Source organism: Cryobacterium sp. MP_M3, from assembly GCF_015752155.1.
Classification (GTDB): domain Bacteria; phylum Actinomycetota; class Actinomycetes; order Actinomycetales; family Microbacteriaceae; genus Cryobacterium.
In genome coordinates, this window is record NZ_JADOVI010000011.1 from 1 (window position 1) to 22,802 (window position 22,802).

General features: G+C 68.0%; 24 protein-coding genes. 10 read left to right on the top strand and 14 right to left on the bottom strand.

Annotated elements, in window-relative coordinates:
* Positions 1–315: 315 nt before the first annotated feature.
* From IWX89_RS12905 to IWX89_RS12930, 6 genes are all read right to left on the bottom strand, one after another.
* Positions 316–840 (bottom strand): GNAT family N-acetyltransferase, encoded by a 525-nt coding sequence (locus tag IWX89_RS12905; protein WP_196903961.1) that lies wholly within the window; start codon positions 838–840, stop codon positions 316–318.
* Positions 841–955: 115 nt separating this feature from the next.
* Positions 956–1,447, bottom strand: coding sequence for a GNAT family N-acetyltransferase (locus IWX89_RS12910; RefSeq protein ID WP_196903962.1), 492 nt, complete (start codon positions 1,445–1,447; stop codon positions 956–958).
* An 11-nt stretch (positions 1,448–1,458) separates the two neighbouring features.
* On the bottom strand, positions 1,459–1,956 hold the full coding sequence (locus IWX89_RS12915; RefSeq protein ID WP_196903963.1) for a GNAT family N-acetyltransferase: 498 nt from the start codon (positions 1,954–1,956) through the stop codon (positions 1,459–1,461).
* Between the two features lie 348 nt (positions 1,957–2,304).
* A complete protein-coding gene (locus IWX89_RS12920; RefSeq protein ID WP_196903964.1) occupies positions 2,305–2,895 on the bottom strand; it encodes a DUF1349 domain-containing protein in 591 nt (196 codons plus the stop codon).
* Between the two features lie 72 nt (positions 2,896–2,967).
* The gene (locus IWX89_RS12925) at positions 2,968–3,540 is read right to left on the bottom strand and encodes a TetR/AcrR family transcriptional regulator (protein ID WP_196903965.1); all 573 of its coding nucleotides are present in this window, start codon (positions 3,538–3,540) and stop codon (positions 2,968–2,970) included.
* A complete protein-coding gene (locus tag IWX89_RS12930; RefSeq protein WP_304505289.1) occupies positions 3,537–4,076 on the bottom strand; it encodes a sugar O-acetyltransferase in 540 nt (179 codons plus the stop codon). The genes IWX89_RS12925 and IWX89_RS12930 overlap by 4 nt, the downstream gene beginning before the upstream one ends.
* Positions 4,077–4,160: 84 nt before the next feature.
* On the opposite strand from IWX89_RS12930, the gene IWX89_RS12935 reads away from it, so the two are divergent.
* Together IWX89_RS12935 and IWX89_RS12940 are read left to right on the top strand one after the other, a co-directional pair.
* Positions 4,161–4,343 (top strand): hypothetical protein, encoded by a 183-nt coding sequence (locus tag IWX89_RS12935; protein WP_196903967.1) that lies wholly within the window; start codon positions 4,161–4,163, stop codon positions 4,341–4,343.
* Positions 4,344–4,774: 431 nt separating this feature from the next.
* Positions 4,775–5,353 carry a hypothetical protein gene (locus IWX89_RS12940; protein ID WP_196903968.1) on the top strand — a complete coding sequence of 193 codons (579 nt, stop codon included), beginning with the start codon at positions 4,775–4,777 and terminating at the stop codon, positions 5,351–5,353.
* A gap of 254 nt (positions 5,354–5,607) precedes the next feature.
* On the opposite strand, the gene IWX89_RS12945 is transcribed toward IWX89_RS12940, so the two are convergent.
* The 4 genes from IWX89_RS12945 to IWX89_RS12960 all read right to left on the bottom strand — a co-directional run bounded on the left by IWX89_RS12945 (position 5,608) and on the right by IWX89_RS12960 (position 9,194).
* Positions 5,608–6,801: an MFS transporter gene (locus IWX89_RS12945; RefSeq protein ID WP_374220516.1), complete on the bottom strand. Its 1,194-nt coding sequence runs from the start codon at positions 6,799–6,801 to the stop codon at positions 5,608–5,610.
* A gap of 83 nt (positions 6,802–6,884) precedes the next feature.
* Positions 6,885–7,109, bottom strand: a complete 225-nt coding sequence (locus IWX89_RS12950; protein WP_196903969.1) for a YgaP-like transmembrane domain — start codon at positions 7,107–7,109, stop codon at positions 6,885–6,887.
* 59 nt (positions 7,110–7,168) lie between these two features.
* Entirely contained in the window at positions 7,169–7,789 is a 621-nt protein-coding gene (locus tag IWX89_RS12955) for a bifunctional 2-polyprenyl-6-hydroxyphenol methylase/3-demethylubiquinol 3-O-methyltransferase UbiG (protein WP_196903970.1), read from the bottom strand.
* Between the two features lie 82 nt (positions 7,790–7,871).
* Positions 7,872–9,194, bottom strand: coding sequence for a LuxR C-terminal-related transcriptional regulator (locus IWX89_RS12960; protein WP_307836555.1), 1,323 nt, complete (start codon positions 9,192–9,194; stop codon positions 7,872–7,874).
* 121 nt (positions 9,195–9,315) lie between these two features.
* On the opposite strand from IWX89_RS12960, the gene hxlB reads away from it, so the two are divergent.
* The gene (gene hxlB, locus IWX89_RS12965) at positions 9,316–9,918 is read left to right on the top strand and encodes a 6-phospho-3-hexuloisomerase (protein WP_196903971.1); all 603 of its coding nucleotides are present in this window, start codon (positions 9,316–9,318) and stop codon (positions 9,916–9,918) included.
* An 89-nt stretch (positions 9,919–10,007) separates the two neighbouring features.
* Positions 10,008–10,631, top strand: coding sequence for a 3-hexulose-6-phosphate synthase (gene hxlA, locus IWX89_RS12970; RefSeq protein WP_196903972.1), 624 nt, complete (start codon positions 10,008–10,010; stop codon positions 10,629–10,631).
* 105 nt (positions 10,632–10,736) lie between these two features.
* Here hxlA and IWX89_RS12975 read toward each other — a convergent pair whose 3' ends face one another.
* From IWX89_RS12975 to IWX89_RS12990, 4 genes are all read right to left on the bottom strand, one after another.
* Positions 10,737–12,050 carry a hypothetical protein gene (locus IWX89_RS12975; protein WP_196903973.1) on the bottom strand — a complete coding sequence of 438 codons (1,314 nt, stop codon included), beginning with the start codon at positions 12,048–12,050 and terminating at the stop codon, positions 10,737–10,739.
* Between the two features lie 289 nt (positions 12,051–12,339).
* Positions 12,340–13,008, bottom strand: coding sequence for an HAD hydrolase-like protein (locus IWX89_RS12980; RefSeq protein ID WP_307836556.1), 669 nt, complete (start codon positions 13,006–13,008; stop codon positions 12,340–12,342).
* A 132-nt stretch (positions 13,009–13,140) separates the two neighbouring features.
* Entirely contained in the window at positions 13,141–13,836 is a 696-nt protein-coding gene (gene nucS / locus IWX89_RS12985; protein WP_196903974.1) for an endonuclease NucS, read from the bottom strand.
* A 9-nt stretch (positions 13,837–13,845) separates the two neighbouring features.
* Complete coding sequence (locus IWX89_RS12990) at positions 13,846–15,096, bottom strand: MFS transporter (RefSeq protein ID WP_196903975.1); 1,251 nt, start codon at positions 15,094–15,096, stop codon at positions 13,846–13,848.
* 92 nt (positions 15,097–15,188) lie between these two features.
* Here IWX89_RS12990 and IWX89_RS12995 point away from each other — a divergent pair, with 92 nt between their 5' ends.
* The 6 genes from IWX89_RS12995 to IWX89_RS13020 all read left to right on the top strand — a co-directional run bounded on the left by IWX89_RS12995 (position 15,189) and on the right by IWX89_RS13020 (position 22,789).
* Complete coding sequence (locus IWX89_RS12995; protein WP_196903976.1) at positions 15,189–16,598, top strand: pyridoxal-dependent decarboxylase; 1,410 nt, start codon at positions 15,189–15,191, stop codon at positions 16,596–16,598.
* Positions 16,599–16,677: 79 nt separating this feature from the next.
* Positions 16,678–17,484, top strand: coding sequence for an IclR family transcriptional regulator (locus IWX89_RS13000; protein ID WP_196903977.1), 807 nt, complete (start codon positions 16,678–16,680; stop codon positions 17,482–17,484).
* Between the two features lie 100 nt (positions 17,485–17,584).
* Complete coding sequence (locus IWX89_RS13005) at positions 17,585–18,928, top strand: cytochrome P450 (RefSeq protein WP_307836557.1); 1,344 nt, start codon at positions 17,585–17,587, stop codon at positions 18,926–18,928.
* Positions 18,925–20,004, top strand: coding sequence for a PEP/pyruvate-binding domain-containing protein (locus tag IWX89_RS13010; RefSeq protein ID WP_196903978.1), 1,080 nt, complete (start codon positions 18,925–18,927; stop codon positions 20,002–20,004). The genes IWX89_RS13005 and IWX89_RS13010 overlap by 4 nt, the downstream gene beginning before the upstream one ends.
* Before the next feature lie 105 nt (positions 20,005–20,109).
* The gene (locus IWX89_RS13015; protein ID WP_196903979.1) at positions 20,110–21,996 is read left to right on the top strand and encodes a PEP-utilizing enzyme; all 1,887 of its coding nucleotides are present in this window, start codon (positions 20,110–20,112) and stop codon (positions 21,994–21,996) included.
* Positions 21,989–22,789, top strand: a complete 801-nt coding sequence (locus IWX89_RS13020; RefSeq protein ID WP_196903980.1) for an SDR family NAD(P)-dependent oxidoreductase — start codon at positions 21,989–21,991, stop codon at positions 22,787–22,789. Before IWX89_RS13015 ends, IWX89_RS13020 begins: the two co-directional genes overlap by 8 nt.
* Positions 22,790–22,802 lie beyond the last annotated feature (13 nt).

Consider the following 22,802-nt stretch of genomic DNA (forward strand, 5'->3'; position numbering starts at 1 on the left):
GACGCCGCCGACCACCAGGCGCCAAATCCAGGCGCGCTAAAACCCATCGTCACTGAGGAAGACGCCCACGTCGTCACCCCGGGAGACGTACAACAGCAGCGAGCGGACCGAAAAAGACTCCAGCGCCTATAGCGATGGCGACGCCAATGACGATTGCGATGTCGATGAGGTTTCCCCCCAGTAGATTGTGTTGATTCCAGCCTGCGGCGCAGGGAATTAGGTCAAGCGTAGCGCTACGTTCGGAGTCCCCAAATGTAGATTGACAGTCCCGATCAGCTACTTCGCTGGCGGAAAAGGCCGCCGTAAGCGGAACCCTCAGCGGGCGGCGAGGCTGACGGACTGCCGCCACTCCGTGGCCAATATTTCGAACTGAACGTAGTGCGAGGTGTGCCCCAAGAAGTCTTCTTTGCTCCCAAGTCCAATCTCTCGCATGCCGAGACGGCGAAGCACTTTGACTGAAGCGGTGTTTGCTTCGACCGCCTCGGCCCAAATTCGGCTGAGCCCAAGGCCATCGAAACCGAATGAAACTCCGGCACGCGCAGCAGCTGTCCCCAGACCACGACCCCACGATGTGGACGGGCCAACCACATAGCCAAGCTCACGTTCCACTTGACCACTCCCATGCAGGTCTACGTAGCCAACCGGGTACTGGGCATCGAGGGCGAGCAATCGGATGAGGTGCGGGTCAGGATGAGAAATCTGATCACGCCACCATCCCACCGCCTGCTGTTGGGATCCCCTCGCTTGCCAGCCCGCGTGTGCACAGAAGAGCGCGTCGGTTTGCCATCCGGCAAGCGCCTCGGCGTCTGCCTGCGTCAGTTCACGAAGAGTGAGGTCCACTTCGCCATTATCGGCCATGCCCGCAAAAGGGGACGTCTCCTGGAACCCGGTTTGCGTGAATCGGGGGAGTGCCTTGGCGCTCTCGTCTGGTCCCTGTTGGGGAACCTTCAGCGGGTCAAAACCTTAGAAGCATCGTGTCCGAATTGCCGACCCGTCCCGCGACAACGAAGCCGTTGCTCACGTAAAGAGCACGGGCTCGTTCATTGTCGTCTTCAACGCTCAAGCTCAACCCCTGGAGGCCACGATCGACTGAGGCCCGTATGGTCCGCTTCAGTAGGACGCGGCCTATGCCCTGGCCTCGATGAGTGCTCACGACGCCCATGCCTAGTTCGGGGATGCCCTCATCAACGAATCCATATCCGGGATCCTCGGCGGTCATGAACCTCGCCCAAGCCGCACCGACCGGCTTGTCCTCTGCCTCGTAGGCAACGAAACCGAAATCTGAGCTTCGTTTCCAATCGGAGACGTAGTGCCAGATGTCGGGGCTATTCATGATCGCTTGCAGAGTCGCAGGTTGCCGGTCTTCGCGCCAGTTGAACGCTTCGAGCAGCATCGCCGCGAGAAAGTCGATGTCCTCAGTGGCAGCGTCGCGGATACGCAATGTCATCGCGCTGTTCCTCAATTCAAAAGAGTGGCTAGGTAGAGCTCGAGCGCGTAGTAGATGTCCTGACTTGACCGGGAAGTTTCGAGGAACCCTGCTTTGGCGAGTACGCGCTGGGAGGCGATGTTGTCGACCGCGGTGTCTGCTTTGACTCGCAGCGCGCCGTGCGTCGCGGCAATTGTGATCGCGGCCAGTAATGCTTCCGTCGCCAGGCCTAGTCCTCGCATGGGTTCGACGAGTCCGTAGCCCAGTTTGACCACTCCGTCTGCACCCGGCGCACCGAAGAAGCCGATCCCGCCGATTGCGCGCCGGTCCTCGGCCATTTGAATCATGTAGAGGGTGAAGACAGGGTGGGCGTCGAGTGAATCCGCGAGACTCCGCAACGGATCAAGCTCGTCTTCGAGCGGATAATCCTCGTGCCACAGGTCATCCTCGTTGGGCGCCCGGCTAATAATTCGCTCAGCCTCACTGGAAGAAAGCGCGTGAAGAACTAAACGTTCAGTAATGACATCCATTTTGCCCAGCATCCCACATCACGTGGCACCCATAGGGGGCGTTCCTCGGCTGGTTCCAGCGCCAGCGAATCGGAGCCGAATAGGAACCCTCATGGGCACAGGGCCACGGTCCGTGGTGGCGTGAATGAGCTGTGCATGCGGTGTGACCGGTCAATGCGCGAAATCTTACATTCCAACCTGACAGATTCTGCCCAGACCGTCTCATCGACGGCGCGAAGAGATCTGGCCCTTCTTCAGATGGTCGACATTTTCGGGTGCCTGATCTCGGCCTCGTTGGGGTCGTAGACCCGCCCGGCGAGCATCCGTTCGTGGTTGTTCATACTGCGCCCTCCCTTGTGATCTGCACGCTCAGGCGTCCGGATGGAGGCCGGCGTCGGCCGGGGTGATGCGCCAGAATGTGAAGTTGACGGTGAGCCCGGCGCGGGACGGCGCACAGCAGAACGGTCCCGCGCTGACCGCGGCGTCCGCATCGAGCGGCGCGACGCGGACGAGCCGCCATGGTTCGTCGGCGACGCGTGCCCGCACAGTGAGCGCATTGCCCGACCGGCTGGCACGGATAGTGACCAGTCGTCCGGCCCAACCGGGTACGGGAGAGAGGGACCAGTCCGAGGTTCCCTGCGTCACGACAGCTCCGAGGCTTTCTTCGCCGTCGCTGAGCTCGACGCCGGCTTTGATCCACAGTTCGTCGTTGACCTTGACGAAGATTCCCGCCTGGTCGAACTGGTCGGTGAAGTCGAGACGGAACTGCACCTCGACGGCGGACTCGGGCTCCAGGGTGGCCAGCAGCGCGTGTTCTGAGGCGTGGACGAAGCCGTAGGACGTGGTCCGCCAGGCGTCGCTTCCTTCGCGGGCGGTGACATGGAGGCCGGCGTCGTCGGTGGTGACGTTGGCGGGTTCGTTCGTCCACGTTCCTCGGGTCCAGGGAATGGAGCGGGTCATGGTTGCCTTTCGAAGGGGGCGGGTGGGATACGGGAAGTTGTGGGTGGAGGTGCCGGCGATTGGTCCGTTTGGCTAGAGGGGAGCGACCCGTTGGACGGCGTCGGCGGCGAGTTCTTCGCTCATTGGCTTGTCGTCGAGTGCACGGTGGATGCTGAGGCCTTCGACTAGTGCGTCAAGGATGCGGGCGGTGTCCGGGTCGAAATGCTGCTCCAGTGCTGCCCGGCTGCGGGACATCCAGCTCTCGGTGATGCTGCGGTACTCCGGACGGCGTGCCGCGAGGGTGTAGAGCTCGTGGGTGAGGACGAGTTCTCGGTCGGTGCCGAGCACATCGTGCATGATCAAGTCGACGACCACCTGCCGTGCGGCCGCGACGTCGGCAGCGGCGCTGAGACGCGTATAGAAAGTGTCGGCGACAGTGTCAGCGAAGCGGGCGAACGAGAGGCGGAGAAGATCGTCCATCCCCTCGAAGTGGTAGGTCATCGACCCGAGTGAAACGTCCGCGACAGTGGCGATCCGGCGGTGCGAGGTGCCGGCCACGCCGACCTCGCCGATCACCTGTAAACAGGCGTCGATGATCCGGTCGCGTCGCTGGGGGTCGAGCCGTCGCGGTGCCCGAGGGGCAGCCCCCTCCGAAAGGAGGCTCATTCGTCGATCGACCGGATGACGCGGGCGGGATTGCCCACCGCGACCATGCCTGCGGGGATGTCGCGGGTGACGACGGCGCCGGCGCCGATGACGCTGTTGTCGCCGATGCTCACGCCCGGGCAGACGATCACCCCGCCGCCCAGCCACACATTGTCGCCGATCGTGATCGGCTTCGCCGCCTCCAGACGATCCAGGCGCGGCTGTGCGGCGACCGGATGCGTCGGCGTCAGCAGCTGCACGTTGGGGCCGATCTGGCAGTCCTCACCGATGGTGATCGCCGCGACATCCAGCGCGGTGAGGTTGTAATTGACGAACGTGCGCGCACCGATACGGATGTTCTCGCCGTAGTCGACGAACAACGGCGGTTTAACGAACGCGCCATCGCCGAGGTATCCGATCAGCTCCTTCAGCAGCGGGCGTGCCGCGCCCTCATCCTCGACCGCGGCACGGTGGTAAGCATCGGCCAGCTGCACGGCACGCTGCGCGATGCGCCCGCTCTCCGGATCATCGGCGATGTAGAGATCTCCGGCGAGCATTCGCTCCCTGTTGGTGCGGTCGTCGCCAGCGAAGTAATCCATGCCATCCAGTTTACTACCCGCTATGTACGTATGTACATATTTGTGGGTACACTCGTGACGCTATGGCAACGACTTCCCTTCCCCGCACCCCGCACCCCGCTGTACGCCGAGACGCGTCGCGCCCGCATCGGCGTCGCGCAGTTCTTCCTCACCAGCGGCACCCTGTTCGCAAACCTTTTTCCCCGGTGCACTGACCTTCTCGCGGCGTTGGAAAGCGAGCACTGAGCCGGGCGCCTACATGTTGAGCTCCGGATCTGTGTTCCGCAGGTGTGGATCCCGGTGAGCTGCGTCCGGGGCTTCCATCACGAAACTAAAATTCATGGGTTTTTCGGGTGTGACTGATAGCGCTTCGTGGCGGCGTTCTGTGACCGCTATTTGGCGCTATCGAGCGTCAGAGGCTTCCTAATTCCGGCAGGAGGCCCAGGGCGCGCGCCCGGCGATAGAAGGTCGCTCCGGACATTCCGAGATTCCGTGCAACCTCGGCTGCTGGCTCGCCCACGGACAGCCAAATACGCGACGCTCGCAGCCTCATCGACAGTGCGACCCTGCCGACGTGTGACAGCATGAGCCCATGTCCGCCCTCCCGTCGGTTCTGATTCCATCAACATCGCCGTTGCTCCCCACACTGGGGTTCAGCTACGGACAAATGGCAGCCCTTGTCGGCTGAATCTGTCGTCGATGCGTTGGACCGATGGTCAGCGCTGGCACTGTCACTCGGCGCTGGAAGCATTCAGGGATTCCGCCCCGGGTTGAACCAGGCTGGGCTCGACGAGATCGAACGCAAGTACCAGCTCCCACTACCAGCCGATGTCCGCGCGCTGTGGGGCTGGCATGACGGCACAGACAGAATAGCCAACTCCGGCTTCGGGGATCTGTTTCCGCAACTGACAGCAGCGATCGATCGGGCAGCCACTACTCTTCGGATCCGCCGGGACGGAGATGCTGCTGACATTTGGGGCGCGGATCGGGAACCGACCGCAGCCACTAGATGGGTGACCTTGAAAGGCGGGCAAACGTCGACGGAAATCGATGTCACAGACCCGGGACTCGGGGACTGCCCGGTGCTCATCCAAGATCCGACATCGCCATTGGACGCCTTCCCAAAGTTCACCCTCACCGAGTCGATCGAAGGCTGGATACTCGCCGTTGAAATCGGCTATTGGTACGTGGAAAACGGCCGCTGGCAATACCGTCCCGAGAACTACCCGTCAACGCCCGACCGCTGGCGAATGTGACCGCGTCGGCTTGTAGCTGACGCATTCGCTGCACGGCCCTCCGCGTCATCCTCTGATCACCGACGAGCGTGGAGCGTGACGGGATCAAGGTCGACTTGTGCACCCCTCTCCCGTAGGCCGTCCGTAAGCGGGACCCTGAACGCACACATCCGCGCCGCGACAGGTCAGTGGCGACTTCACTGCACTGCGTGTCGCGAATACCCCGCCCGTCGAGGATTCGCGTTCAGGTGCGCCAACTGCACCAAGGTGTGCGGCTATCCGGCGCGTTTCGCCGCCGCGAGCCGCAGTGAGGACCAGGCGACGATGACGGCGACAAGGAGCATGGTCACCAGGCCCAGCCCCGAGTAGCCGGCTGCCGAGAGGATCGGGCCGGCCACGGCGCCGCCAAGCGCTCCGGCCGCGTTCATCGAGAGGTCGGAGAAGCCCTGCAGGGGGGCGCGATCGTGCACTCCGACGGCCTCGGCGATCAGCGCAGAGCCGGCGACGACGGATGCCGACCAGCCGAGCCCGAGCAGGATGAGCCCCGCAGTCATCGCAACGGGGGAGTCGCCGTTCAGCCAGAACAGGGTCAGCGCGGCAAGCAGCAGCGCCTGGCCGGTGAGGATCACCGGCATCCGTCCGAGCCGGTCGGCGAGGGCGCCGAAAACGGGGGAGAGGGCGTACATTCCCGCCACGTGCAGGCTGATCGTGAGTCCGACCAGGGTGAGCGTGGCGCCGTGGTCCCGCAGGTGCAGGGGAGCCATCGACATGAGGGCGACCATGGTGGCATGGCTGAGGGCGATCACTCCCACGGCGAAACGAGCCGGCGGGTTCGACCGGATGATGGCCAGCCCGCCGATCCGGCGCTCGCCGGCGGGGTTGCTCGGGCGTGCGGCCAGGGCCGTGAGCAGCGGGTCTGGCCGGAGGCCCACTGAGTAGACGACTGCGGCGCCGATCGTGGCCAGCAAGGAGAAGGCGAAGGCCCCGGTCAACGGAGGCAGGCCCAGAGTCGCGCCGACCGTCTCGCCGGGGCCGAAGAGGTTCGGGCCGAGGACCGCCCCGACGGTCGTGGACCACACGACGAGGGAGAGGTCGCGGGCGCGGAACCGCACGCTGGCCAGGTCGGTGGCGGCGAACCGGGCCTGGAGGTTGGTGGCCGATCCCGCCCCGAGGAGCATGAGGGCCAGGAGCAGCAGTGGGAATGCGCCGACGGCGACCGAGGTGATGGCCAGAACCGCCCCCGACCCGGCGATGAGCGACCCGGCCGCCAGGGAGCGGCGACGCCCGCGGGCCTGCGCGAGCCGGGACAGCGGCACGGCGACCAGGGCCGCGCCGAGCGTGCTCATGGTGGCCGCCATGCCGGACCAGGCGCTGGAGCCGGAAAGCTGGGCGGCCAGCAGAGCGCCCAGCGAGAGCGTGGCACCCATGCCGATGCCGCCGAGGACCTGGCCGACTACGAGCACCCGCACCACCGAGCGCTGCAGCGGGCTGTGGTCCGGCGGCGTGGTCGACAGCTCACCGGGCGTCGATGCGGTCGCGGACTGGTCCGGGATCAGGATGTGAAGGTCTTCCGGAAGGCGGGTCCCTGCAGCGGCTTGCCAAAGACCGGCGCGAGCAGGCAGAAATCGAATCCGCCGGCGGCGATGAAGACGGCACCGAGCACGGCCAGAATCCACGCCCAGCCGCCGAGCACGACGGCTACGACCACGAGGATGAGGCCTGCGATGATCCGCGTCCAACGGCCCGCAGTCGACCCGAGGAACTGAAGAATGGACATCATGTGCTCCCTTGTTCTGTGCTTCTCAATATACCCCATGGGGTAATTATTGCGAGGCCTCAGGCCGTGGCGACGAGGATGGTGTCGAGGGCGACTCCGCCCGTGTCCGCCGGTGACTCAGGGTCGGTGGCGAGGTCGCGGCTGACGGTCTCGCACCGCAGGACCCGCTCTGGCCCCACGATCGAGGACAACAGCTCGGGCGTGTAGAGAATGTCGGGGTTGCCAGGGCCCGGACCGCCGGCGCCGATGTTGGCCCGGTCATGGCCGAGCACAAGCAGGTGCCCACCGGGCGAGAGCCAGCCGAGCGCCCTGGCCAGCAGGGTGCGGAACAGCGCCTCCGGCAGGTGCAGGTACATCACCGTGACCAGGTCGAAGCGTTCCTCGGGTTGCCAGGTCGTGGCATCCGCCACCAGCCACTTCACGTCGACGCCGGCGGCCCCCGCGTGTTCCCCGGCCTGCGCGATTGCCTCGGCGGAGAAGTCGAGCGCGGTGACGTTCCAGCCCCGGCCGGCCAGCCAGATCGCGTTGCGGCCGTCGCCGGTGGCGAGGTCGAGCGCGCGCCCCGGTCGCCAGGGCGTCACGGTGTCCTGCACGAGCTGCGCCGGCAGGGCCGACCAGAGCCTCGCATCCTGGCCCTCGCGTGCCTGCCGGTAGCGGTCGTCCCACTCGTTCGCGTCCATTGCGAGGTCCCTTCGATCGATCCGGCTTCCGGCGTGGCAATTTTCGCACGGTTCGGTGCCGACGAGGGCAGAGCGGATGCGGTCAGCGGGCGAGCGAGGCGAGCTCCGCCCGCGTGGACGCGCCGACCTTGCGCAACAGGTTGGCCACGTGGAACTTGACGGTGTTCTCACTGATCTGCAGCGCCTCGGCGATCGCACGGTTGCGCGCCCCGGAGGCGACCAATTCCAAGACGCCCTGCTCGCGGGGGCTGAGGCCCCATTCGGCTGCCGGCGCCAGCGCAGCGACCGGTGCGTCCAGCGGCAGGGTCACCACCATCTCGGAACCCCACCCGGCGGTGGCCTCCACCTCGAGGCTGCCGCTGAGCGCGGCGACCCGGCCGGCCAGCCGGCTCACGCTCGGAACGTCGGTGGTGAGGTCGCCTGGCCCGTCGTCGCGCACCCGGATGAGCAGGTTGCTGCCGTCGCAGTCCCACTGCACCCGCACCCGGCCGACCCCCTCCTGGTCGATCAGGGCGAGCACGGCGCCGCGCACGATGGCCCGCCCGGCGTGGGCGACCTCGCCGGGGAGCGCCCGGCCGTTGAGCGGAGGCTCGATGAACTGCACGTCCAGGTCGCCGAAGCGCACGAGCGGCCGCAGGTCGTCACGCAGCCGTTCGAAGGCCTGCGCGACCGGTTCCTCCGACAGGGACCGGTCTCGGTCCGAGACCGCCCGCAGCCGCACCATGGCCTTCGCGGTCACATCGATCGCATTCTGGCGCGCCGCTTCCGCGTTGGCATCGCGGGCTCGAAGGACCGCGAGGAGCGACTCCAGGGTGGTCGCGTGCGCATCGGTGAGATCGGCGATCACCCTGGCCCGTTCGGCGGATGCGGCCCGCGAGTCGAAGAGGTAGGCGGGCGGCGCCGCGGTCACCTGGCGACGGATGCCGGCGGCCACGAGCTCCCACAACTGCCCGATTACGGCGATGGTCCGGGCCGGCCCGTTTCCGGGCCCGCTGTCAGCGGCGGGGCCAGGTCGGCCGGATGCCTTGGTCGACTCGGACTCCGGCCCCGGCTCGGGGTCGGTGAGCACGAGCAACGCGCCGGTCGCGGCTAGCCAGGCCGCCACCGGGCGGGTCCCGGAACCGATCGTCGCATCGACCAGCCACAGAGGAGTGGAGGCCTCCGGCATCGAAGCGCGGAGCGCGTCCAGCTCCGCGATCGAGACCCGGTCGGTGATGTCGTGGTCTCCGGCCTTCTTCTGCGGCCGCCCGGTGCAGTCTTCGGTGAAGATCACCAGTGCGCTGTGGGCGAGGAGCGGGCGCACGAGTTCGGAGAGGCTCGCCGCCACGCCGAGCAGTGGGCTCGAGAGCACCAGGTCGATGCGCCTGAGCAACTCGATCGAATGGGGTTGCAGAAGTGGATTCACGAAACCAGCCTATCCATTCCCGCGTTCGAGCCGCCGGATCCACGGCAAACCTATCCGAACGGGTAGGGCTGCCGTCCGTTCGGTGGGCCGCGCGCCCGACCGGGACGGCGCACGATGAAGTATGCCTTCCCGCAGCACAGCCCCGCCTCTCAAACCCGCCGTCTCGGTCCTGCCGGCCCTCGAACTCATCGCCGCCGAGAACGCCGCCGTCAGTCGGCGGCTGCAGGAGGACGCCGCGACATCCCTCGACTCGGCCGGCGCGCGGCTGCTGGCCGCCCGCAGCGTCTTCGTCTTCGGGGTCGGCCGGTCGGGCCTCGCCCTGAAGATGACCGGGATGCGCCTCATGCACCTGGGACTCCGGGTGCACGTGGTGGGGGAGACGACGTCGCCGGCGATCGGTCCCGGCGATGTTCTGCTGGCGGCGAGCGGCTCGGGCAGCACGGGCGCGATCGTGCGTGCGGCGGAGACCGCCGTCGCAGCCGGAGCCGGGATCGTGGCGATCACCACCGATCCCGGCTCGGCGCTCGCCGGCCTGGCCGAGGTGACGGTCGTGGTGCCTGCCGCCCGTAAGCAGGACCACGACGGGCGTTTCTCGGCCCAGTACTCCGGCGGGCTGTTCGAGCAGAGCGTCGTGGTCATCGGCGACGCCATCTTCCACAGCCTGTGGAAGGCATCCGGCGCCACGGCCGAGGAATTGTGGCCGCGCCACGCCAACCTCGAATAGCCCTGCCCTGTCGCGACAACCGAGACCACCGCGACTTCCCGACTACCCGACGAATCCAGTTATCCATTCGAACCAGAAAGAAGAACAACATGAAGCTTCAAGTAGCCATGGACGTACTCACCACGGATGCCGCCCTCGCGCTGGCCGCGCAGGTCGCGCCCCATGTGGACATCATCGAACTCGGCACCCCGCTGATCAAGGCTGAAGGCCTGCACGCAGTGACCGCCATCAAGGCGGCCCACCCGGACAAGACGGTCTTCGCCGACCTCAAGACCATGGACGCCGGAGACCTCGAAGCAGGCCTGGCGTTCACGGCCGGCGCCGACCTCGTGACCGTGCTCGGCGCAGCCGGCGACAGCACCATCGCCGGGGCCGTTGCCGCGGCGCGCAAGCACGGCAAGGGAGTGGTCGTCGACCTGATCGGGGTGGCCGACAAGGTGACCCGAGCCCGTGAGGTCACGGAGCTCGGCGCCGCGTTCGTCGAGATGCACGCCGGCCTCGATGAGCAGGCCGAGCCCGGGTTCTCCCTGGCGACCCTGCTCAACCAGGGGGAGACGGCCCGAGTGCCGTTCTCGCTGGCCGGCGGAGTGAGCGTCGCCACGATCGCCTCCGTGCAGCGGGCCGGCGCATCCGTCGTCGTCGCCGGCGGTGCGATCTACGGGGCTGAGGACCCGGCGGCCGCTGCCCAGGCGCTGCGCGCGGCGATCATCTAAGCCCGGGGGGAGCGGATCGGTGGTCTGAAGCCGCCGAAGCGAAATGTGCTGATGGGCCCCGACCTTGGTCGGGGCCCATCAGCACCTATGGTTGCTCCGGGGCTCCTAGACGCGCCTGCGGCGGGCCTGGATCATGACCACGGCGGCGCCGACGACACTGGCCAGGGCGGCGAGGCCGCCCAGGAGGCCGCCGTCGAAGCCGGTCGCTGCGAGCAGTGGCGTGGCCGTGGCGGCCGCGGGGGTGATGACGGCCGGAACCGGAATGGCCGCGATCGACAGCGAGACGGTGGAATAGACCGGGCGCGAGCCGGGCTGTGATGTCGGCGCCAGACGGTCTGTGGGGTTGCCCGCCGGCGTCGGAATGAAGAAGACGGCCGTCGGCGTGAAGGTGCCGCTCGCGGTCGGCGTGCCCGTCAGGGTGATCACGATGGAACCGTCATCCTGTCGCACCGAGGTGTAGCTGAGGCCCGTCGGCAGGTCCGTTAACTCTGCGGTCACCACGTTGTCACTGAAGTAGAGGTCGTCGGTGAGGAGCTGGTCGACGGTGTAGGAGAGCACCTGGTTGACGGGGACCCCCTGCTGGAGGGAGACGGGGGCGAAGACGATGCACGAGCCGCTGGTCTGGTACGACTCCCCGAAGTTGCCGGGCAGGTCGGCCACGATCGACTCGACGAAGGCCTTCGCCTCGTCGAAGCCGCAGGCGTTCCAGTCCGTGGCGACCAGGGTCACGGCGAACACGCTTGCGCCGGTCGCCTGCGCGCTCGGCTGGTCGTCTCCCTCGACGGTCGTCCAGCCGTCGAACGTGCCGTCCGTGGCCACGCTGTAGCCGAGGACCGGGTCGCCGGAGCCGGTGTCGTCCGACACGACGGTCGTGTCGCTCGTCAGGAAGGTCGAGGCATCGTCTGAGCCGAGATTGCCGTCGAATTCCGACACCAGCGTCGCCACTTGGGGGCCGGAGATCGCATAAGACCAGCGGGCGTAGTTGCCTTCAAGGGTGAGCGTCAGCACGACGTCGTAGTTGTCGACGGCCCAGTCGGTGGTGCCGTGCATGGTGAGGGTGGACGTGCCACCGGCGACGATGTCACTGGTGCTCTCGCCCGGGTTGGCCACGAAGTTCCAGGACTCCTCGTTCACGGGGTCGCTCAGCGTGAAGTTGCCGTAGCCGTCGAAGGCATCATCGGTCCAGCCGTCGACATTGCTCGCGAAGTCGTGCTGGTAGGCATCACGGATGCTGCCTGTCGTGTCATCGACGCCAGTCCAGGTGACCGAAGAGGTCGGGATGTCCGTGCTGTCCGCGGACGCCGGGCCGGCCCCGAGGCCGAGGCTCACCAGGGTCAGGGCGCTCACGCCGAGGCCGGCGGCAACGACCCGAGCGCGGTGGGTATTGCTCAACTTTGGAGGCAGGTGGGTATTGCTCACTTGTGGTTCCATTCCTGTGGGGCGCGGTGCGGGTGCGGGAGTTTCCGTCGAGGGGCGCGCTGTCGATCAGGTGAGACCCATGACGCAGGGGCCGACGGGAGAAGGTCCCCCTTTTGGAGGACTGGACCGAGCCTATCGGCGCAGACGGGCAGGGCGACACCCCCCGAAAGGGGCTGGAGGCGCGGCCCACCGCCTCACGCTCCATCCGGAGAGGGTGTGGCGGATCACGAAAAAGCGCGAGGCGCCTCCGGGTGGGAAGGCGCCTCGTGCGTGGTGGATGCGGGGTGGGTCAGCCGAGCAGGAGCTTGGCGAGCTGGTCGACCGAGTAGACCGTCGCGGTCGCGGCCGCGGCCTCGGCCGGGGAGCCGTAGCCCCACTCGACGAGGATGGTGGGAACGCCGTGGGCGGCGGCACCCTCGGCGTCGTAGCTGCGGTCGCCGACCATGACCGGCGCCGCGAGGTTTGCACCGGCGGCGCCGAGGCGGGTCAGCGCCTCTTCGACGATGTCGGCCTTGGAGCTCCGGGTCTCCGTGTCGGACGCGCCGACCATGACCGTGAAGTACTTGGCCAGGTCGAAGTGCTCGAGGATCGTGATGGCGCTGTGCTCCGGCTTGCTCGTGGCCAGGGCCATCGGGATCCTGGCCTCGTGGATGCGCTCGAGAAGGCCGCCGACGCCAGGGTACACGGCGGTGTCGAGCATGTGCTCGCCCTGGTAGTCGGCCCGGTAGACAGCGAGGGCCTCGACGGCCTCATCCGGCGTCATCCCGGCGTATTCGCGGAAGGCCGCGAGCAGGGGCGGACCGACGTAGGCGAGGAGTTCGGAGGCCGGCGGAACCGGGCGGCCGAGGAGGGCGAAAGTGCGGGCGAGGGAGTTGGTGATGGCCGGGGCGGAGTCGGTGATCGTTCCGTCGAGGTCAAAGAGGATGGCGCTCCAGGTGCGCGTCAGTGTCGGATTCACTCGCCCATCCTAGGCGGCATGGCCGCGAAATCCTGCACGGGAAAACGAAAACGAGAGTTTATTCCTGTTTCGCCGTTGCCGCCAGCCTCTTGCGCAGTGTGTCGGACGCGACGGTCGGCGCCTCGCCGCGGCCTAGAAAAGCTTGGACTGGGTGTCGTCGAGGCCGCGCATGGCGTCATAGTCGAGCACCAGGCAGCGGATGCCGCGGTCCTCGGCGAGCATGCGCGCCTGCGGCTTGATGATCTGAGCCGCGAACACCCCGACCACGGGCGCCAGGTGCGGATCCCGGTTCATCAGTTCGAGGTACCGGGTGAGCTGCTCGACCCCGTCGATGTCCCCGCGGCGCTTGAGCTCGACCGCGACCGAGCCGCCCGCGGCATCCCTGGCCAGGATGTCGACCGGGCCGATGGCCGTCATGTATTCGCGGCGCACGAGCGTGTGCCCGTCGCCGAGCAGGTGGATGTGCTCGGCCAGCAGCTTCTGCAGGTGAGCCTCGACGCCGTCCTTGATCAGACCGGGGTCGATTCCCAGCTCGTGGGCGGAGTCGTGCAGCACCTCGTAGATGCTGACGATGAGCTGGTCGGCGGTCTTGGCGTGGGTGACCGTCCAGAGTGCGGTGACGCCGGCATCCGCCTGATCGGCGTCGGGCTCGGATTCGGCCAGGCTGCACGGCGGGCTCATCCAGTTCAACGGCTTGTAGGAGCCGCCGTCGGAGTGCACGAGCACGCTTCCGTCGGACTTGATCATCAGGAGCCGGGTGGCCAGCGGCAGGTGCGCGTTGAGCCTTCCGGCGTAGTCGACGGAGCATTGGGCTATTACGAGGCGCACCGTTCGAGCTTAACCGGAGACGTGGCGGGTTTCGCGCGCGGCCGGCGCCGCAAGGCCGGCGAGCACCATGAGCGCGAGGATCAGGAAGAGGGCGTTGAGGATGCCCCAGGCCTGGCCGAGCAGGCCGAGTACCGGGGGGCCGACCAGGAACGCGAAGTAGCCGATCATGGCGACCGCGCTGACCCGCGCGGCGGCGTTCCTGGTGTCGTCGGCGGCCGCCGACATGCCCACCGGGAAGCCCAGCGAGGCACCCAGGCCCCAGAGCACGGTGCCGCAGTAGAGCAGAATGTGGATCGGCGCCAGGATGAACAGCAGCAGGCCGAGCACACCGAGCACCGCGCAGGCGCGGAGCACCGGCACGCGCCCGAAACGGTCGATCACGGGTCCGCCGATCACGCGGCCCACGGTCATCGCGGCGACGAACACCCCGAAGACGATCGCGCCCTCGGTGTTGGTGAGACCGTGGCCGTCGACGGAGGCCAGGGCCAGCCAGTCGTTCGCCGAACCCTCGGCGAAGGTCATCCCGAGCACGATCGTGCCGATCAGCAGGATCTTCGGGTCTGCCCAGACGGTGAGGCTTGCCCGCAGCCGCTCTCGACGGCTCGTCGGCCCGTCGGCCGTGCCGGCGGCAGACGCGACGGGCAGGTCGACCAGGGGGATGTAGCGCACGGCGATGAGCATCGTGGCCAGCACCAGGATCGCCATCCCGAGGAGGTGCCAGTGCACGGGCAGTGCGATCAGGGAGGCGCCGGCGCCGATGAGGGCGCCCACCACGGTGCCGAGGCTGAAGCAGGCGTGCATCAGCGGCATCAGGGTCTTGCCGATTTCACGCTCCGCCGCGGCACCCTCGACGTTCATCATGACGTCGAGCGAACCGATCCCGAACCCGACGAGGGCCAGGCCGAAGAACACGAAGGGGGCCGATGTGAGCAGGCTGGCGCCGCCACCGACGAGGATCAGCCCGACGACGGAGAGCGAGACGCTGAGCAGCATGGCCCGTCGCGCGCCGAACCGGCCGAAAAGCCAGACGGCGGCGACCAGGCCGAGCACCGATCCGGCGGAGAGGCCGAAGATGAGGATGCCGACCTCGGCCGTGCTCAGCCGCAGTCCGTCGCGCACGGCCGGGATCCGCGACATCCAGGTGGCCAGGGTGAGCCCGCTGGTGAAGAAGATGACGAACACGGCGTTGCGCCAGGCGAGAAGGCCGCGCCTGGCCGTGCTGGGGGTGTTCGTTCCGGTCGGCTGGGCGGGCTGGGTCACGGGGGAATCCTCGGTCGGGGTCGTCGGCCCGTCGAGGCCGTCCTGTCAAAACTACCCGACCCGGTCGATCCGAGGCGGGCTACACTGGCGCCATGTCGGCCCAGCCGGACGCCTTCGATGAGGCACTGCAACGGGCGCGAGCGCACACCATGGAGTGGCTCGCGTCCGTTCCGTCCCGCCCGGTGGGCCCGTCCATGAATGCCGACGACTTGCGTGCCGGATTCGCCGCGCCGCTGCCGGAGCAGCCCACCGATCCGGCCGAGGTGATCGATGAACTCGCGCGCCTGGCCGAACCCGGCCTGATGGCGATGCCCTCCGGCCGCTTCTTCGGTTGGGTGATCGGGGGAACGCTCCCGGCGGCCCTCGCGGCCGACTGGCTGGTCAGCGCCTGGGACCAGAACGCGGGCATGCGGTTCGCCAGCCCCGCCGTCGCCGCGGCGGAGGAGGCCGCCGCCGGGTGGCTGCTCGACCTGCTGCACCTGCCGCCGGGTGCCGACGTGGGCTTCACCACGGGCGGGACCACCGCCAACTTCGTCGGCGTCGCCGCGGGCCGGCAGGCCGTGCTCGACCGGGCCGGCTGGGACCTCGCCGGGCTCGGTCTCTTCGGGGCGCCGCGCATCCGGGTGTTCGCTGGCGCGGAGCGGCACGACGTCATCGACCTGGTGCTGCGCTACCTCGGCCTCGGCGCGCCCATCCTCGTCGACGCCGACGGCCAGGGCCGCATCCGGCCGGACGCCCTGGCCGCCGCCATGGACGCCGGCGCAGACCCGGCCGGCCCGGCCATCGTCTGCCTGCAGGCCGGCAACCTGCACTCCGGCGCCTTCGACCCGATGCAGGAGGCGATCGCCGTGGCACACGAGCGCGGGGCCTGGGTGCACGTCGACGGCGCCTTCGGCCTCTGGGCGGCGGCCAGCCCGCGCTACCGGGAGGCCCTGGCCGGCCTCGACCTGGCCGACTCCTGGGCGACCGATGGGCACAAGACGCTGAACGTGCCCTATGACTGCGGGATGGCGATCGTGGCCAGGCCCGACGTCGTGCGGGCGGCCTTCGGCGTGCACACCAGCTATCTCATCACCGACAGCTCCGGCCCGGGCGACCCGTTCGACAAGGTGCCCGAACTCTCGCGTCGCGCCCGCGGCGTCACCGTGTGGGCCGCGCTCCGGTCGCTCGGCCGGGCCGGCACCGTCGCCCTCGTGGAGCGGCTGGTCGACCGGGCGGCCGAGCTCGCCACGGGGATCGCCCGCATCCCGGGCGCCGAGGTGCTGAACGACGTGGTGTTCACGCAGGTCAGCGTCAGCTTCGGCGACGACGAACGCACCCGCCGGGTCACCGCGGCGCTGCTCGCCGGCGGGGTCGCCTGGATGTCCGGGTCGCGCTGGCACGGCCGGGTCGTGCTGCGCATCTCGGTGAGCAACTGGTCAACGGATGCCGGCGACGTCGCTCTCTCCCTCGCCGCCCTGGAACAGGCGGTCGCCTCGGTTGACGAGATAGAATTGTCCTGATCAGCGCCGATGTGAACCCGCGTGGTTCCATCGACGCTCCGATGTGTGGGGAACCACCGAGGGCAGTCAAAGGGGCATCGTGGCAGGTCGGACATCGGCTCCGGGGCAGTCGGTCACCGGGCGCGTGCTGAGCATCCTCGCCGTCTTCGAGCTCAGCCCCTCGGCAAGGTCGCTCTCGGAGATCGCAGCCGAGAGCGGGCTGCCGCAGAGCACGGCTCACCGGCTGCTCGGCGAGCTCGAGGCGTGGGGTGCGGTGCAGCGGGATGCCCGGGGCCGCTACCAGATCGGCCTCCGGCTCTGGGAGCTGGGCCAGCACGCCGGGAGGCAGCTGCGCGACGTGGTGCGGCCGTTCCTGCAGGACCTCTTCGGCCTCACCCAGGAGACCGCCCACTTCGCCATCCGGGACGGCGCCGACGTGCTCTACATCGACCGGGTCTACGGCACCCGGAGGGTGCCGCAGGCGTCCAGGGTGGGCGGGCGGCTCCCCATGCACGCCACCGCCGTCGGTCGGGCCATCCTCGCCTTCGAGGACGGCTGGGTGCGCGACGCCGTTCTCGCCGGCACGCTGGTCAAGCGCACGGCCTTCACCAAGACCGACCCCGACCAGCTCCGCCGCGAACTCGAGAAGATCCGCGGCCAGGGGTTCGCGCTGGCCTCCGAGGAGGTGCGGCTGGGCTCGTGCTCCCTGGCGGTCCCCGTGTTCCAGGCCGACGGCCACATCTTCGGCGGCCTGGGGATCGTGCTGCCGATCACCCGGGCTCACCAGCTCGAGCGCAACCTGCCGATACTGCTCGGCACCGCGCAGCGGATCCAGGACGGGATCGCCCACCTCCCTCCGTCGGCGCTCCGACCGGCCGCGCGGGCGCGCACGCAACCGCAACCCTGATTCAATTCCATCCAGTGGGACGGTCCGAGGGCTTCTCAGGATCGGCGGCATTAGATGGACGCAGTTCCACGATGTTGTGGACCAGACCAAGGAGCATCACGTGAACGCTCAGACAGATTCGTCAACGGCCCCCGCCGAAGCGGCATCCGCCACGGTCGTGCCGGCTGCATCGGCAGGCCAGTGCCCGGTCGACCACCGCTCGATGTCCAGCGTGGCCCCGGCCGACCACCACGGCTACGAACCGTTCAACATGAACGACCCGTTCCCGGCCTACGCCGAACTCCGTGCCGACCAGCCGGTTATGTTCGACGAGCGGATCGGCTACTACGTCGTCAGCCGTTACGACGACGTCAAGGCCGTCTTCGACGACTGGCAGACCTTCAGCAGTGAGAACGCGCAGGCCCCGGTGCGGAAGAGGAGCGCCGCGGCCGTCACGATCATGAACGACGGCGGTTTCACCGCCTACTCCGGGCTGTCCGCGCGCATCCCGCCGGAGCACACCCGCATGCGCACGATCGTGCAGAAGGAGTTCACCCCGCGTCGGTACAAGGCGCTGGAGCCGACGATCCGCGAGAACACCACCCGGCTGCTGCGGCAGATGCTGGCCCACCCGGATGCGACCGGCGACTTCCTCACCGACGTCGCGGTCGACATCCCCACCATCACCATCCTCGGCCTGCTCGGCGTCGGCCCGGAGATGGTGCCCACCTACAAGAAGTGGTCGGACTCCCGTGCCGCGATGACCTGGGGCGACCTCAGCGACGAGGAGCAGATCCCGCACGCGCACAACCTGGTCGATTACTGGAACGAATGCCTGCGCCTGGTCTCCGAAGCCCACGCCAACGGCGGCGACAACCTCGTCGCCGACCTGGTCAAGGCGCAGGATGCCGGCGCCGAGATCTCCGACCATGAGATCGCGTCGGTCTGCTACAGCTTGCTCTTCGCCGGCCACGAGACCACCACCACGCTGATCTCCAACACCATCCGGGTGCTGCTCAGCCACCCCGACCAGTGGCAGGCGCTCGTCGCCGACCCCAGCCGCATCCCGGCCGCGATCGACGAGACCCTGCGGTACAGCCCGTCGATCGTCGGCTGGCGCCGCAAGGCGCTGAAGGACACCGAGATCGCCGGCACACCGATTCCGAAGGGCGCGGACATCCTGCTCTTGATGGGCGCGGCCAACCGCGACCCCGGTGTCTTCGAGGAGCCGGAGGTGTTCGACCTGAGCCGGGAGAACGCCCGCACCCACCTGTCATTCGGCTTCGGCATCCACTACTGCCTCGGCAACATGCTCGCCAAGATGCAGGACAAGATCGTGCTCGAGGAAACCCTCAAGGCGGTCCCGAACCTGCGCATCGTCAACCCGGAGGCAATCACCTTCGGCGAAAACCTGTCGTTCAGGGCGCCGACGTCGGTGCCCGTCACCTGGGAGGTCCCGTCATGACCCACGCACCCTTCATCCAATTCTTCGACGACGACGCCGCCCCCCGGCACGAGCTCCTCGGCGGCAAGTGCGCGTCCCTCGTCGCCCTGACGGCCGCGGGAATGCCGGTGCCTCCCGGGTTCGCCATCACCACCGCCGCCTACGACGCCTTCATCCGCGAGGCCGGCATCGAGGCCGACATCCACGCGCTGCTGGCCGGCCTCGACCCGAACGACATCGCCGAGGTCGACCGCGTCTCGGCCCAGCTCCGGTCGGAGATCACCTCCCGCCCGGTGCCCGCCGAACTGCACGCCATCACGATCGACGCCTACAACGCGCTCCAGGCCAGGTTCGCCTCCCCGGTCCCGGTGGCAGTGCGCTCCTCCGCCACGGCCGAGGACCTGCCGGATGCCAGCTTCGCCGGCCAGCAGGACACCTACCTGTGGCTGACCGGCGTCAAGGACGTCACCGAGCACATCCGGGCCTGCTGGGCGTCGCTCTACACCTCCCGCGCCATCATCTACCGGCTGAAGAACAACATCCCCAATGAGGGACTCTCGATGGCTGTCGCGGTGCAGAAGATGGTGAACGCCCGGGTCGCCGGGGTCGCGATCACGATGGACCCCCACAACGGCGACCGGTCGAAGATCGTGATGGAGGCGGCGTACGGCCTCGGCGAACTCGTGGTCTCCGGCCAGGTCACCCCCGACAACATCACGGTCGACAAGGTCATGCTGATGGTCGTCAAGCACACGATCGGCGACAAGCACGCCGAGCTGGTGCCCGACCTCGAGAGCAAGTCGCTCGTCGAACTCGAGGTCTCCGAGGAGCGGCGCAGCCGGCTCTGCATCAGTGACACCGAGATCACCGCCATCGCCACGATCGCCAAGAAGGCCGAGAAGCACTTCAAGTGCCCGCAGGACATCGAGTGGGCGCTGGACCGCGACCTGCCGGACGGGGAGAACCTGCTGCTGCTGCAGTCCCGCCCCGAGACCGTGTTCTCGTCGACGGCAACGGGCTCCATCCCGGTCACCTCTGCCGGGTTCGGCATCGAGAGCATCACCAAGTCCCTGATGAGCCAGGCCGGCAAGGCCTGACCCGGCGGGCAGCCGGCCCGTTCGGAACCGGCCGGCATCCACTTCACTTCACTTCACTTCACTTCACTTCACCCGCACCTTCCCCCACCACAGAACGGTTGACCCATGACAGAGAAGTCATTTCCCAGCCCCTACGACCAGACGCCCTCCGCCGCCGCCGAGGGGTGGAAGGATCTCTACGCCTACAACCTGGTCTTCCAGGACAACCGGCGTGAGGTCGAGGAAGCCAAGTTCTGGTTCTGCGACAGCCAGCACTGGCCCACGGTGACGAAGCCGTTCGAGACCATCGGCTTCGAATTCGCGGTCTCCTGCCTCGGCCAGTACAACTCCCGCCACCTGCTGATCCCGCCGGCCAACGGCATCGAGTTCCGCATCCACAACGGCTACGTGTTCATGTCCCCGGTCGGCGTGCCGGAGGCGGAGATCGCCGCCCGCGTCCCGCAGTTCATGGAACGGGCCGGCCACTACTTCCAGAACTGGGACACCCTGCTCGAACAGTGGCAGGGCAAGATCCGCGGCACCATCGACGAACTGGGCGAGCTCTCCTTCGAGGCGTTGCCCGACGCGGTCCCGGTCGAGGACGTGCTCAGCGGCAAGGGCACCGGCCCCAACAACGAGCTGCTCGGCAACTTCGACAAGCTGATCGCGCTCACCTACCGGGCGTGGCAGTACCACTTCGAGTTCCTCAACCTCGGCTATGTCGCCTACCTCGACTTCTTCACCTTCTGCAAGGAGGTCTTCCCCGGCATCCCCGACCAGGCTGTCGCGAAGATGGTGCAGGGCGTGGACATGGAACTCTTCCGTCCGGACGACGAGCTCAAGAAGCTCGCCAAGCTCGCCGTCGAACTCGGCCTCGCCGACCACTTCGGCGACACCGAGAACCCCGACGCGACGCTCGCCGGTATCGCGGCTGCGACCGGCGGCGACACCTGGCTGGCAGCCTGGGACGAAGCCAAGGACCCGTGGTTCAACTTCACGGTCGGCAACGGCTTCTACGCGCACGACAAGTACTGGATGGACCACCTCGAGCTGCCGCTCGGGTACATCAAGGACTACATCGTGCGGGTGCGGACCGGCCACAACATCGACCGCCCGGTCGAGGAGCTCGTCGCCGAGCGCGACCGGATCACCGAAGAGTACTCGGAGCTGCTCAGCCCCGAGCAGCTTGCCGCCTTCCAGGGCAAGCTCGGACTGGCCCGCCAGGTCTACCCTTACGTCGAGAACCACAACTTCTACATCGAGCACTGGACCATGGGCGTGTTCTGGCGCAAGGCCAGGCAGCTCTCGAAGATGCTGCAGGGCCAGGGCTTCTGGCCGGAGGAGAACGGCATGTTCTACCTGCGCCGTGACGAGGTGCGCGAGGCGCTGTTCGACTACGTCACCGGCTGGGGCGTCGGCGCCCCCGCCATCGGCCCCGACTACTGGCCGGCCGAGGTCGCCCGCCGCACGGTCATCGTCGACGCGCTGTCGAAGGAGCGCCCGCAGCCGGCCCTCAACACGCCGCCCGCCGTGATCACCGAGCCCTTCACCCTCATGCTCTGGGGCATCACGAGCGACCAGATCCGGAACTGGCTGGGCGACTCGGATGCTCCGGAAGGCGAATTCCGCGGAATGGCCGCCTCCAGCGGCGTCGCCGAGGGACCCGCCCGGGTGATCAGCAGCTCCGACCAGCTCTCCGAGGTGCAGGACGGCGACATCCTCGTCGCACCGGTCACCGCGCCGTCCTGGGGGCCGATCTTCGGCAAGATCCGTGCCACCGTCACGGACATCGGCGGCATGATGAGCCACGCGGCCATCGTCTGCCGGGAATACGGGATGCCCGCCGTCACCGGTACCGGCACCGCCTCCTCCCAGATCACGACCGGGCAGTGGCTGCGGGTCGACGGCAACAACGGCACGGTCACGATCGTGGAAGACCACGATCACGACCTCAGCCTGGCGCCGGCCGCCGCCATCCAGCTCGACACCGCACTGGAAAGCAGCCATGCCTGAGCCGCGCACGGCCCCGACCTCCCCCAGAACGGTGCTGATCACCGGCGCCGCCGGCGGTCTGGGCCGTGCCTTCGCCCTGGGCTTCGCGGCCCAGGGCGACCGGGTGGTCGTCGCTGACGTCAACCTCGACGGCTGCCGGGAGACGGTGTCGCTGATCGAGGCCGTCGGCGGCACGGCCCTGGCCGTCGGCGTCGACGTCACCGCCCTCGACTCGGCAACCGCGATGGCCGAGGAAGCCGCACGGTGGTCGAGCCTGTCGAAACCCGGCGGCGAACACTGCGGCGACGGGAAGATCGACGTGGTCATCAACAACGCCGCGATCTACGCCACCGTCACGCGGGCCCCGTTCACCGAGCTCGACCCCGACGAATGGGACCGGGTGATGGCCGTCAACCTGAAGGGTCCGTGGCTGGTCACCCGCGCCTGCTCGCCCTACCTGCCCGACGGCGGCAAGGTGATCAACCTCTCCTCGGCCACCGTGATGAGCGGCTCGGCCCAGTGGGCGCACTACGTGGCGTCGAAGGGCGGGGTGATCGCACTCACCCGGGTGCTCGCCAAAGAGCTCGGCGACCGGAACATCACGGTCAACGCGATCGCACCGGGCTTCACCCTCACCGAGGCCAGCTATGGGCTGATCGACGGGGCCGAGCAGTACGGAGTGGACCGCGGCGCCCTCAAACGAGCCAGCGAGCCCGAAGACATCGTCGGAGCGGCGCTCTTCCTGGCCGGCCCCGGCAGTAACTACATCACCGGCCAGACCCTCGTGGTCGACGGCGGCCGGCAGTTCATCTAACGAGAACGAACAA